The sequence below is a fragment of the Methylobacter sp. S3L5C genome, assembly GCF_022788635.1.
In the GTDB taxonomy this organism is placed as follows: domain Bacteria; phylum Pseudomonadota; class Gammaproteobacteria; order Methylococcales; family Methylomonadaceae; genus Methylobacter_C.
In genome coordinates this window covers 2,088,474-2,101,657 of the sequence record NZ_CP076024.1, presented here as the reverse complement: position 1 = coordinate 2,101,657, position 13,184 = coordinate 2,088,474, and the positions used below count along the sequence as shown (strand labels likewise).

The 13,184-nt window shown below is 42.3% G+C and carries 13 protein-coding genes; all 13 read right to left on the bottom strand.

What is annotated here, in order from left to right:
- Positions 1 to 73: 73 nt before the first annotated feature.
- The gene (locus KKZ03_RS09470) at positions 74 to 313 is read right to left on the bottom strand and encodes an OadG family protein (RefSeq protein WP_243221243.1); all 240 of its coding nucleotides are present in this window, start codon (positions 311 to 313) and stop codon (positions 74 to 76) included.
- A gap of 448 nt (positions 314 to 761) precedes the next feature.
- A complete protein-coding gene (tpx, locus tag KKZ03_RS09465; protein ID WP_243221242.1) occupies positions 762 to 1,259 on the bottom strand; it encodes a thiol peroxidase in 498 nt (165 codons plus the stop codon).
- Positions 1,260 to 1,322: 63 nt separating this feature from the next.
- Positions 1,323 to 2,726 (bottom strand): ribosome biogenesis GTPase Der, encoded by a 1,404-nt coding sequence (gene der, locus KKZ03_RS09460; RefSeq protein ID WP_243221241.1) that lies wholly within the window; start codon positions 2,724 to 2,726, stop codon positions 1,323 to 1,325.
- Between the two features lie 6 nt (positions 2,727 to 2,732).
- Positions 2,733 to 3,926: an outer membrane protein assembly factor BamB gene (bamB, locus tag KKZ03_RS09455; protein WP_243221240.1), complete on the bottom strand. Its 1,194-nt coding sequence runs from the start codon at positions 3,924 to 3,926 to the stop codon at positions 2,733 to 2,735.
- Positions 3,926 to 4,573 carry a tetratricopeptide repeat protein gene (locus tag KKZ03_RS09450; RefSeq protein ID WP_243221239.1) on the bottom strand — a complete coding sequence of 216 codons (648 nt, stop codon included), beginning with the start codon at positions 4,571 to 4,573 and terminating at the stop codon, positions 3,926 to 3,928. Before KKZ03_RS09450 ends, bamB begins: the two co-directional genes overlap by 1 nt.
- 91 nt (positions 4,574 to 4,664) lie before the next feature.
- The gene (gene hisS / locus KKZ03_RS09445; protein ID WP_243221238.1) at positions 4,665 to 5,945 is read right to left on the bottom strand and encodes a histidine--tRNA ligase; all 1,281 of its coding nucleotides are present in this window, start codon (positions 5,943 to 5,945) and stop codon (positions 4,665 to 4,667) included.
- A gap of 24 nt (positions 5,946 to 5,969) precedes the next feature.
- Entirely contained in the window at positions 5,970 to 6,734 is a 765-nt protein-coding gene (gene pilW, locus KKZ03_RS09440) for a type IV pilus biogenesis/stability protein PilW (protein ID WP_243221237.1), read from the bottom strand.
- Positions 6,724 to 7,851: a 23S rRNA (adenine(2503)-C(2))-methyltransferase RlmN gene (gene rlmN, locus KKZ03_RS09435; RefSeq protein ID WP_243221236.1), complete on the bottom strand. Its 1,128-nt coding sequence runs from the start codon at positions 7,849 to 7,851 to the stop codon at positions 6,724 to 6,726. Before rlmN ends, pilW begins: the two co-directional genes overlap by 11 nt.
- Positions 7,826 to 8,257 carry a nucleoside-diphosphate kinase gene (ndk, locus tag KKZ03_RS09430; RefSeq protein WP_243221235.1) on the bottom strand — a complete coding sequence of 144 codons (432 nt, stop codon included), beginning with the start codon at positions 8,255 to 8,257 and terminating at the stop codon, positions 7,826 to 7,828. The genes rlmN and ndk overlap by 26 nt, the downstream gene beginning before the upstream one ends.
- A 103-nt stretch (positions 8,258 to 8,360) precedes the next feature.
- Positions 8,361 to 9,287, bottom strand: a complete 927-nt coding sequence (gene secF, locus KKZ03_RS09425; RefSeq protein ID WP_243221234.1) for a protein translocase subunit SecF — start codon at positions 9,285 to 9,287, stop codon at positions 8,361 to 8,363.
- Between the two features lie 106 nt (positions 9,288 to 9,393).
- Entirely contained in the window at positions 9,394 to 11,241 is a 1,848-nt protein-coding gene (secD, locus tag KKZ03_RS09420) for a protein translocase subunit SecD (RefSeq protein WP_243221233.1), read from the bottom strand.
- Between the two features lie 70 nt (positions 11,242 to 11,311).
- Positions 11,312 to 11,662 carry a preprotein translocase subunit YajC gene (gene yajC, locus KKZ03_RS09415; protein WP_243221232.1) on the bottom strand — a complete coding sequence of 117 codons (351 nt, stop codon included), beginning with the start codon at positions 11,660 to 11,662 and terminating at the stop codon, positions 11,312 to 11,314.
- A gap of 40 nt (positions 11,663 to 11,702) precedes the next feature.
- Entirely contained in the window at positions 11,703 to 12,818 is a 1,116-nt protein-coding gene (tgt, locus tag KKZ03_RS09410) for a tRNA guanosine(34) transglycosylase Tgt (protein ID WP_243221231.1), read from the bottom strand.
- Between the last annotated feature and the right edge of the window lie 366 nt (positions 12,819 to 13,184).

Sequence of the window (13,184 nt, the reverse complement as noted above, 5' to 3'; positions counted from 1 at the left end):
CCTTTTGGGTCGATTGAATACTTTTAATATAAACAGTATGGGTCAAACACTACAGACATCTACCCAAAAATACTTAATTTTTTTTATGTTTGCTTCGATGCTGATGCACCGCTGCAGTAATTGCGGCAATGATGCTTTTATCAATACCGCTGGAAACCTTAGGGACTGCCACCAAAACGGGGGCATCCGGAAAAAACCGCTGCACCAGTGATGACATAAGATTAATCGCAATAACCAGCATAGTCAAAAACAGGAAGACAATGCTCATTCCAGCCAACATCAACTCAACTCCACTACTCATCATTTCTGTCATATCGTCAAACCTTGTATTGAAACTCTTGAATCTATTGAAAAATATTCAGACTATAACTCCATTATCCATAAAACCAAGCCGCTAAACAAACTAAAGATAATTAACGCCGTTGTTTTTTCATCACTTGGCAGCCGTTTGCGCTAAAGATTTCCGAAAGCCAGCAAAACAAGCCTAAGATTCAACGCAATAGCAAGGAGACAACACTTATATATAAGACGAGAATTATTACTCTCAACGAATGATACTGGAGATATGAACGTTACAAGAGATGTTGCCACGAATAGGCATTACTTTATATTTAAATTAAAGCTGCAACAGTCAAGACAAAAAAACCAGGCTTTGTCGTCATACGGCCTGGTCTTAAAATTATGTGATAACGATATGAAACGACTATCGACAGAGAGCTTGTCTTTGAAATATTTCCGGCCTTTTAAATACGACTCACCGGTTATTTCAACGCCAGCAACGCACTTTCATAATCAGGTTCATTAGCAAGTTCGCTTACTAATTCGGTATAAATAACGTTATCATGCTCATCAATAATAATGACTGCCCGAGCCGTTAATCCGGCAAGAAAAGTATTAACCAGTTTGACACCATAATCGTCGGCAAAACTAGAACGGAAGGTTGATAAAGGAATAACATGAGTTAAATCTTCAATCTCACAAAATCGGCATTGTGCAAACGGTAAATCAGCGGAAATAACCAACACCACGGTATTATGAAAATGTGCAGCCTTCTCGTTAAACTTACGCGTTGAAGCCGCGCAGGTAGGCGTATCCAAGCTGGGCACGATATTAAGCACTTTCGTTTTACCGGCGTAAGTTGCCAGGCTTACATCTTCTAATTTACCGTTTGCCAGAGAAAAGTCAGGGGCCTTACTACCCACTAACGGTAATTCCCCAGAGGTATGCAGTGGTTTGCCTTGAAATGTAATCGTTGCCATGACTTAATCCTTATTGTGATAATGATAAAAAGAACAGGTTAAATATCCAAATTATTTTAACCTTTAACCCTGATCTTTATTTGGCTTTGCCCGCTTCGCCAAACGTAAACGTTTTTGTACTTCCCACTCGGTGAGCTTCTTCTTTTGTCCGTGAAAGGGATTGATCGGTGACTTAAATTCCAATCGTATCGGTGTCCCTGACAATTTCATCTTGTCACGATAATAATTCATTAAGTAGCGCTTATAAGACATCGGCAGCGCATCTGTTTGTACGCCATGAATAACTACAATAGGCGGATTTCGGCCACCCTGATGTGCATATTTTAACTTGATACGACGCGTGTTAACTATCGGCGGTTGATGCGCAGTAGTCGCTTCTTTAAGTATTCTCGTCAACACAGGCGTTGACATATCAATCATCGCTGCTTCATACAATTTGGAAACGACATCAAACAGCTTGCCAACACCACTGCCATGCAAGGCGGAGATAGGATGTTTTTCAGCAAAATCAAGAAAGGACAATTTCACATCCAATTGTCGATTAATAGTATTTTTTTGCTCGGTAGTGATGCCATCCCATTTATTGAGACCAATAATCAACGCTCTACCCGCTTCTATCACCAAACCTAATAAATGCGCATCCTGATCGGCTATACCATCGCGTGCATCAATTAAATAAATAACGACATTTGACTTTTCAATGGCTTGCAAGGTTTTGATGACACTGAACTTTTCAATGGTCTCTGAAACTCTGGAGCGCCTGCGCATTCCCGCCGTATCAATCAGCGTAAACTGCTTGCCACTGCGTTCAAAAGGGATATAGATGCTGTCGCGTGTCGTACCCGGCTCATCATAAACAATAACCCGCTCTTCACCCAACAGCCGGTTAACCAAGGTTGATTTACCAACATTAGGCCGTCCGACGACAGCAATAGCGATACCTTTACTGGTATCATCAATCGTTTCTTCAGTGTCGGGTGGTAATAATTGATCGACTCTTTGCAGTAATTCAGGTATGCCTCTACCGTGTGAAGCAGCAATCTGCACAGGCTCGCCAAGAGCCAGCGAATAAAAGTCGGCAGCCGCAATGGTGGCATCAATACCATCAACTTTGTTGGTGACCAACAGTACGGGTTTATTGAGTTTTCTCAGGCTGTCAGCAATCACTTTATCTGAGGCACTCAGTCCTTCGCGTGCATCAACCAGAAACAACACCAAATCAGCTTCTTCCAAAGCAATTTGTACCTGCTTTCTGGCAAAACTTTCTATACCTTCGGCATCATCGGCTATACCACCGGTATCGACAACCAGACAAGGACGATCGCCATGCTTTACCCGACCATATTGACGGTCCCGGGTTAAGCCCGGGAAATCTGCGACTAAAGCTTCCCGACTACGGGTTAAATAATTAAATAATGTGGATTTACCAACATTGGGACGCCCTACAAGGGCTATTACAGGTAACATAGTATATTAAGGTGACCGGGTTTTTAAAGCGGCAAGGGTGCCGTCTTTTGCATAAATATAAACAGTATTATCTACCACGACAGGCTTGGCTTCTATTGCGCTATCAGCAACTTTTATACGTCCTAACTGCCTGCCATCAGTGGTAGACAACCAATGCACATAGCCTTCAAAATCGCCTACCACAACATAGTTTTCATAGACTGTCGGCGCTGTTAATTTTCTTTGATGTAATTCTTTTTGTTTCCATAATGATGCGCCACTACGTTGATCCAACTGCCAAACGTTATCATTCGAATCTGATAAATACAAATACCGAAAATCATGGCTCAAGCCATTATAAGAAGAAATGGCCTCGTTGCGCCACAACACGTCACCATCCAGTTCTGACACCGCAACAGCACCACCGTGATAACTGGCAATATAAATAACGCCACCTACATCTATTGGGTCAGCGTCAAGATCCACCAGCCTTTCAACTTCAGAACGTCCTTTGGGAATGGTAATACTGGTTTCCCAGACATACTTGCCATCTGCCAGGCGCAATGCCATTAATTTACCATTATCGTAACCGCCAATCACATTATCCTCAACGACAATGGGAGCACCGATGCCGCGCACCGTTAAAGCGGGTGCATTATGCTCATAATTCCATATCCTTACACCATTTTTTTCATTGAGAGCAATAACTTCTCCGTCAGTCGTGCGAACCACCACGACACCCTTGGCAATAATCGGTACAGAAAGTACTTCACTGGAAACCAGAGATTTCCAAAGCAACTCACCATTTTCACTATTTAAGGCAACGACTTCAGCATCACTGGAACCTAAAATCACGGTTCCGGCACCCAATCCAGGGCCGGCAGAAAAATGAACTTCTGTTTCTACTTCCCAAATCAGACGCCCGGTATTCAAATCCCTGGCCTGCACCAAACCATCCCTGTCGGCAGCCAGTATTTTACCAAAGCCAATGGATGGAACCAGTTTTAAAGATTGTTCATCTGTGCCTACGCCGACCGTTTCATTCCAAAGCTTTTCGATTTGTATTTCAGGAACATACTCAACCAGAATAGCCGGGGGATCCGAATTATCCTCACCACCAAGAAAATAATCGGAAATACCGGAAACAGAGTCATTGATAGTATCAAACGCAGCGCAACCTGGTAATAGTAAACAAATGCTTAAAAGTGTAATCAGGCGCATTATTTTTGGCTTTCTATTTTTTCAGGTGCAGTTAAATCATCAATTTTAAATTGTAATAACGGTGACTTATAACCACTTTCCAAGGCTTTTTGATAAGAACTTCGCGCTTGATCCAAACGATCCAAGGCAACATACAAATCGCCCACCAACTCATCATAGTTTCCTGAAAAACCAGATGATGTTGCAGGATCGACATCATTAATTAACTGTAAGCCCTGCTCAAACTGGCCGCTGGCCAACATTAAACGAACCAGTCTTATTTTCGCAACATTAGCCAATACTTTATCGGATCCTTCGGCAATCTGTTTTAAAGTCGCCTGCGCTTTAGCTAAATCACCTTGCCCGACTTTTACTTTTGCCAGTAAAAGAGCGCTATAAGCGGCATATTCCGTCTTGGGATATTGTTCCTGTATGCGCTCAGCCAGTTTCTCTGCGCTATCTTTTTTATCGTCGGCTATCGCCTGGATTAATTGACTGTATACCGCTGAGGCCTCGCCTGACTTTACTTTCTTGTCACTTTGCCAGTAATTCCAACCTATAATAACAATAACGCCAATAACCAAGCCTACAATGGTAGAAAATCCATTTTCTTTCCACCATCTTTTTACTGCATCAAGTTGCTCTTCTTCTGTATCGTAAATTTCCACTGACTTTCTCTTATTGGTATTTTAAAAATCGCTTGCAGGGTTGGGTTAAGTGAGGACGGTAGCCCAACGCATCAAAGCGGCAAATAGTAGGTTAACTCAAGCCACAGAGCTCTTGCAAAAAAGTAATTATTTGCTCCCGGGATAACGTTTGCTGGTCTTGCTCACTACGTAAGGATTTCAAACCAAACTCTCCGCGACTGACTTCGTCTTCACCCAAAATAATGGCATATTCCGCACCTATTTTATCAGCTTTTTTAAATTGGCTTTTAAAGCTGCCACCACCACAATTCATTTGCAGCTTTAACCCCGGGACTTCATTTCTAATTGTTTCAGCAAAACGCAAACCTTCCCGTTCCGCTGTTTCGCCGACACGAATCATGTATACATCGACGGTTCTTGCCAGCGGCACATTACCTGAGACTTCCATCAAAGCCAACAAACGCTCAATACCCATGGCAAAACCTACCGCAAAATTAGGCTTTCCACCCAATTGCTCAATCAGGCTGTCATAACGTCCACCGGCACACACGGTTCCCTGCGACCCAAGCTCATCAGTAACCCATTCAAAAACGGTTTTACTATAATAATCCAGGCCACGTACCAACCGTGTTGTGACTTCGTAGCTTATCCCGAGATCATCCAATGTTGCCGTCAAGGTATTAAAATGTTTCAGGCTTTCATCACCTAAATAAGCCATTAATTCGGGAGCATCGGCAACCAGTTTTTGCATGGCCGGATTTTTGGTATCCAAAATGCGTAAAGGATTGGTCTCAAGCCGACGTAAACTATCTTCATCCAACTCAGCCAAATGTGCCTGAAAATAAGTGACTAAAGTTTCCCGATAAACCAGTCGTTCTGCAATAGTACCTAAGGAGTTAAGTTGTAAACGCACTTTATCGCGAATACCCAACTTCTTCCATAAGCGATCCATGATCAGAATCAATTCAGCATCAATATCAGGGCCGGACATGCCATAAGTTTCCACGCCCAATTGAATAAATTGGCGATAACGCCCTTTTTGTGGACGCTCATGGCGATACATAGGCCCGTAATACCATAACCGGTGGACCTGATTATGTAATAAGCCATGCTCAAGACACGCCCTAAGACAGCCGGCAGTTCCTTCCGGACGCAAAGTTAATGAATCGCCATTACGATCGTCAAAAGTATACATTTCTTTTTCAACTATATCGGTCACCTCACCAATAGAGCGCTTGAAAAGCTCTGTTTTCTCGACAATCGGCAGCCGGATTTCACTATAACCATAAGCACTGAGTACATCTCTAAGCACCTGTTCGGTATACTGCCAGATCGGTGTTTGTTCAGGAAGCACATCATGCATCCCGCGAATTGCTTGTATATTATTTGCCATATCGGTCAGGGTAGCCTGTTAATGTTAAATAGGCTTAATTTGTTTTGCTTCATCTGAAAGCGGAAATTTTTCCAATAATAAGCGTTGGTATTCTTTTGCCAGCGCTTCATTACCTAATGCACGTTCTGTTTGCATACCAATCCATAAGGTTCCTGAAGTATGATCTGCAACACTCAGATAGCGCTGTAAATAAACTTTTGCCGCCAAATATTCGCCACTTTGATAACTTATTCTTTGCATTTCCAGCAATGCCGGAGCGTAAGTATTATTAAGTATCAACGCTTGCTTAAAATAAGTTTTGGCACTTTGTTTTTGTTGCATTGCCAACTGGCAACGTCCTGCATTGGTTAATGCCAGCCACTGCCTGTCATTTAATTGATTGGAAAATGCCTGATTTAATAAAGCCATTCCTTGCTCATATTCACCATGATCGCAAAGAAACCGGCCAAAGTTATTTTCTACACTCCAATTATCTGGCGACCCATCCAACGCCATTTCATAATGGTCTTTTGCATGATCATAATCATTTAATTTTTCATATAAAAATGCAAAGGCATTATGCACTTGGGTATTATTAGGGTCTTTTTGTAATGCCAGCTGTAAATTTTCTTTGGCAACTTCCAACTTGTTTAAATCGATGTAGCGGACTCCCAACTGCAAATAAATGCTGGCAGGATCATCACTTCCAGTGGTCTTTACATTCGAGGAAGTACAGGAAGCCAATACAACGACCAAAAACAAGGTACTACCACAGCGATTAATAATACTGCTTGATGCCTCAGGCAGCACTCTCTAAACCCACGACCTTTATCTTAAGATGTCTGCGACTTTTATCTTCAACTTGCCCAACCAATTGTCCACAGGCAGCATCTATATCCTCACCACGGGTTTTCCTGACTGTCGTGATAATACCCGCGTCGTTTAAAACTGTTTTAAAACGATTAATGACGTCTTTACTTGAGCATCGATAAGCGTTGTTGGGAAACGGATTAAAGGGTATCAAATTAAGTTTTGACGGTACTGTTTTTAATAATTTAATGAGTCCACGAGCATCCTCCATGGAATCATTAATCCCATCAAGCATGACATATTCAAAGGTAACGGTACGTCGTGGTGCAATCTTGGCGTTATCCCTGCACGCTTCCATTAACATCTTTAACGGATATTTTTTATTAATCGGAACCAGTTCATCCCTTAATTCATCAGTCACTGCATGTAATGATACGGCAAGGCTGACATCACAGGCTTGTGTCAATCGATACATGGCCGGCACAACACCCGAAGTACTAATAGTGACCCGTCGTTTGGAAAGCCCAAAGGTAAAGTCATCCATCATCAAATTCATGGCCGCGACGACATTATCAAAATTAAGCAAGGGCTCGCCCATACCCATCATGACAACATTGGTGATTTTTTTGGTCGTCCCCAAACGTTTTTGCGCAACAATGACTTGACCAATAATCTCTGCGGTCGTCAAATTACGATTAAAACCTTGCTGTGCGGTAGAACAAAAAGTACAGGCTAGCGCACAACCGATTTGCGATGATACACATAAAGTGCCACGCCCTTCTTCAGGAATAAAAACCGTCTCGATCCGGTTGCCGCAACTGGTTTGCAATGCCCATTTACGGGTTCCATCGCTGGCGATTTGTTCAATCACAATCTCTGGCGTTGCAAGATAACAATGCTCGTTGAGCCAGGCTCGAAAAGACTTGCTTAAATTAGTCATCAGATCAAAATCTTCGACACCTTCCTGATAAATCCATTTAAGTAACTGGGTTGCACGAAAAGGTTTTTCACCCAAATCGACAAAAAAGGCCGCAAGACCTTTTCTGTCGTAATCGAGTAAGTTAATCCGTTTAGGATTAACCGGCTTGAAATTAACGGGTTCTTGCACAGATTTCATTATTTGAGAAAAAGTAAGCGATTTCTCTTGCAGCGGTTTCGACAGCATCTGATCCATGTACTGCATTTTCATCGATGCTGGCAGCGAAATCAGCGCGAATAGTTCCGGCAGCTGCTTCTTTAGGGTTGGTAGCACCCATTATTTCACGATGCTTAAGAACTGCATTTTCGCCTTCAAGAACTTGCATGATTACAGGACCTGAAATCATAAAGGCAACCAGATCCTTAAAGAAACCGCGTTCACTGTGTTCTGCGTAAAAACCTTCAGCTTGTTCTTGAGTCAGGTGCAGCATTTTTGCTGCAACAATTTTCAGGTCATTTTTTTCAAAACGACTATAAATTTCACCAATAACATTTTTTGCAACTGCGTCAGGTTTAATAATTGAGAAAGTCCGTTCTATTGCCATTATGTTTTAAAACTCCAAAGTAACATTAAATAAAAAATAAAAATTTGAGTAGGTAATTATACCTGATCATCGCGATATTGTAGACAAACGACAAATCATATCATTAAGGCGTACGATCTATTTCCGCACCTTCTTTGACCGGTATCATCAAATCCTCAGCACTAATACCCAATAATAAAGCCATAGGACTGGCGATAAAAATAGAGGAATAAGTCCCGAAAACTACGCCAAATAACAATACGATGGAAAAATTATGTATTACTTCACCGCCCAGAAAAAACAAGGATGCAAGTACCAGAATTACCGTCAAAGAGGTCATGATGGTTCGGCTTAAGGTGACATTAACTGAAATATTCATAATTTCTTCAGTCGTTTTATTACGCATTAGCCGAAAATTTTCACGAATACGATCATAAATAACAATGGTATCGTTCAAAGAATAACCAATCAGCGCAAGAACTGCCGCCAATACCGTCAAATCAAATTCCAGCCCCAAAACAGAAAACAATCCCAAGGTAACAACAACATCATGAACTGTCGCTATAACGGCTCCGGTAGAAAATTTCCACTCAAAACGCCAGGCAATATAACCCAAAATCCCTACTGTTGAATATAGCAAGGCCAAAAAACCATCCTCGGCCAAATCATCACCCACTTGAGGTCCAACAAATTCAACGCGTCGCACACTTGCCGGCTCTGCGGTGGTTTTATTAATAGCCTCAAGTACCTTGGAACTTAAATCGGCGCTACTTAAACCTTCATGGAGCTTTAAACGAATCAGGACATCTTTTGCCGTGCCAAAATTTTGCACAGTGGCATCGCCAAAACCTTCAGCATCCAAGGTATTACGTAGTACCGTTAAATCAGCCGCTTTTTGATAACCCACTTCAATCAGCGTTCCGCCGGTAAAATCAATACCCATTTGCAATCCGCGGACAGCCAGCGATCCTATCGAAAGAATCATTAGTACACCAGAAAATATCAAGGCGATATTTCGGTTACCTATAAAATTTATGTTTGTTGTCTTCATAGTTTAATCTTCTTAAGGTAGGGACAACCCTTTACGGTTGCCCTTAGGTTGACCCTTGGGTTACTTTTGAATTAAGGGCGACCATAAAGGCTTGCCCTTGCACAGCTTAAATGGATAACTTCCCAACTCTACGATTGCCGTATACCCAGTTAATAACCATCCGCGTTCCGGTGATTGCCGTAAACATGGAGGATAAAATCCCGATAATCAACGTTACTGCAAAACCTTTAACAGAACCGGTACCAAAAGCAAACAGGACCACCGCGACCACAAGGTTGGTAAAATGCGAGTCAAGGATCGTTGCAAAAGCTTTTTCATAACCGATAAAAATAGCGGATTGCGGCGTATTACCATTACGGAGCTCTTCTTTAATCCGCTCGAATATCAATACGTTGGCATCAACCGACATACCTACCGTCAAAATGATCCCGGCAATACCCGGCAATGTTAACGTTGCCTGTAACATCGACAATATTGCCACGACAATAACCACGTTAAACGCCAGCGCAAAATTTGCAATCATGCCAAACAGCTTATAATAAACCGCCATAAACAACACAACCAAGGCAAAGCCTACCACAAACGACAGCATGCCTTTATCGATGTTATCTTGTCCAAGGCTTGGCCCTACCGTACGCTCTTCAACAATATCAACCGGCGCAGCCAGTGCTCCAGCCCTTAACAACAATGACAGGTTTCGTGCTTCCTGTGGACTATCCAAACCGGTAGTTTGAAAACGTTTACTGAATACTCCCTGGATAGTTGCCACGTTGATAACTTTTTCAACTTTTTCTTTATGACGAACTTTTTGACCATTGACCATTCTGGTATCAACTTTATATTCAATAAAGACTACCGCCATTGGCTTGCCAACACTAACCTGGGTAGTTTTAGCCATCTTGGCCGCACCCACGCCATTTAAGGAAATATTGACTGAAGGTCTGCCGTCCTCATCCTGACCGGAAGAAGCATCAACAATTTGATCGCCAGTCACAATAACGCGCCGATCCAACAGTATTGGATTACCGTTTCTTTCATAATACAAGCGACTGTTAACAGGCACGCGCCCGGCAACTGCCTCCCGTACATCGTGTTCAGTATCAACCAGACGATACTCCAAGGTAGCAGTTGTACCCAGAATTTCCTTGGCACGAGTAGTATCTTGTACACCAGGCAATTGAACCATAATACGGTTATCACCTTGCTGTTGAATCACCGGCTCGGCAACGCCTAACTCGTTGACCCGGTTACGCAAAGTTGTCATGTTTTGCGACACAGCAAATTTCTTGATTTCGCGGACTTCTTTTTCAGAGACTTTTAACCAAACCTGATCCTGAGCTTCCGGCTCCGTAATATCAAGGGTACGAAAATCCTTGTCCAGAAGCGTTAACAACGCTGATTTATCTGCCGCTGACTTCAACGTAATTTTAATAAAACCGTTGTTTTTTGTCACTGACTGATAGCGCATATTAGCACCTCGCAAGGCCAGTCGCAGATCGTCGTTATAGCGATCTTCGGCTTGTCTGGCGGCAGCATCCATATCCACTTCCAGGAGAAAATGCACCCCGCCACGTAAATCCAGCCCCAAATACATGGCATTAGCGCCTAAAGCGCGTAACCAGGCAGGTGTCGTCGGTGCCAGATTTAAGGCAACCGTGTAATTACTGCCCATCTTGTCTCTAAGCAAATCATCAACTTTAAGCTGATCATCAGTATTAGAAAAACGCGCTAAAATTCGCCCGTCATTAAACTCAAAGGCTTTGGCAGTAACGCCACTAGCTTCAATTTCTGACTTAATCTGGTTTGCCTGCTCCTGCGCTATCTTGGCAGATTGTGTCGATGACACCTGAACAGAGGGATCATCGCCGTACATATTCGGTAACGAATAAATAATTCCGATACCAAAAACAATCAAGACTAATAAATTTTTCCAAAGTGGGAAATGGTTTTGCATGTGTTATTCCAATTATTAAACCGTGCTTTAGCTTAAAATCAAGCTGTTTGACTGGCTACGCGCTATAACATTAAGCTTTAACTGCTTTTTTGGTTATGGCTTTATAAGTTCCTTTTGGCATCATGCTTTCAATACTTTGACGCTGAACTTGAATAAAGGTGTTATCAGAGATTTCAATCTTGACGAAATTATCATCCAGATCAACGATTTTACCTAAAATACCGCCGGACGTTACTACTTCTGCGCCTTTAGTTATCGCGGCAATCATTTGTTTCTTTTCCTTGGTTCGCTTGGATTGAGGACGCAAAAACAAAAAGTAAAAAAATACCAGAATACCCAGTGGAAACAGCATACCTTCAATGCCTGGTTGTTGCGTAGCAGCAGGAGCTGCAGCTAAAGCGTCAGAAATAAAAAAACTCATGATTATCCTCAAATTTTATAGTTATTAAAAAATTCCGTTATTATGCCATAGACGGCATGGATTTTCCTCGTTGTTGGTAAAATTGCCGGACAAAAACATCCAGCTCCTGCTTTTCAATGGCATCACGCAAACCCTGCATAAGGCTCAAATAATAATGCAGATTATGCAGTGTATTAAGCCTGGAACCCAGCATTTCCTTACACTTATCCAGATGACGCAAATAGGCTCTTGAATAATTTTTACAAGTATAGCAGTCGCAGGATTCATCAAGCGGCCCGGTGTCAAATTCATATTGACTGTTTCTGATTTTCACTACTCCAAAGCTGGTGAACAAATGCCCGTTACGGGCATTTCGTGTTGGCATGACACAATCAAACATATCAATTCCGCGCCGAACTCCTTCAACCAGATCTTCTGGCGTACCCACACCCATTAAATATCGCGGTTTATCAGCCGGCATTTTGCCATGAATGGCATCCAGCGTCGCCATCATTTCATCTTTGGGTTCCCCCACTGACAAGCCACCAATCGCATAGCCATCAAAACCAATATCCAGTAAACCGTCTATCGACTCTTGACGTAAATGTTCATACATACCGCCCTGCACGATGCCAAACAAAGCCGATAAATTATCACCATGTGCAACCTTACTACGTGCAGCCCAGCGTAACGACAACCGCATCGACTTGGCAGCTTCTTCAACAGTTGCGGGATAAGGCGTACATTCATCAAAAATCATCACAATATCCGACCCTAAATCACGCTGCACCTGCATGGACTCTTCAGGCCCCATAAAAATAGCACTGCCGTTTATCGGCGATTTAAAAGTTACGCCTTTCTCAGTAATTTTTCTTAACGCTCCCAAACTAAAAACCTGAAAGCCGCCTGAATCTGTCAGTATTGGTTTGTCCCAATGCATAAAATCATGTAAATCACCATGCGCCTTGATGACAGCTGTCGTTGGCCGCAGCATCAAATGAAAAGTGTTGCCAAGAATAATTTGCGCACCGACACTCGTCAACTCTTCCGGCGCCAAGGATTTGACAGTACCATAAGTACCAACCGGCATAAAAATCGGTGTTTCTACAACGCCACGAGCAAAGGTAAGACGTCCACGCCGCGCATGACCGTCAGTATTGATTAAATTAAATTCCATGCCAAAAAATATTTGTTCATAAATGAAGGTTGCAGATTATCCAGTCTTTTTAGGCTTTAGTACAATAAACCATCATGTTGTATATAAAAGTAGCCAAATTATTAAGCCAGTCGTTTTACTCAAAACTTGTTATTCAAACAAATAGTGATAGATTTAAAAGGTTATAACGGCGGTAATCTTATATTCTCATGCATAGGTATCTACACAACTTTTTCTCATAATAAAAACAATGCGCTGCAGGAGCAATTGCCGAGGAGAGTAAAATCAAGTAGTTACATTCCCCTCATCCCAACCTTCTCCCTTTGGAGAAGGAGCCGTAGGACTTGTGTAGATACCTATGATTCTCATGCCAGGAAACGAACCTTA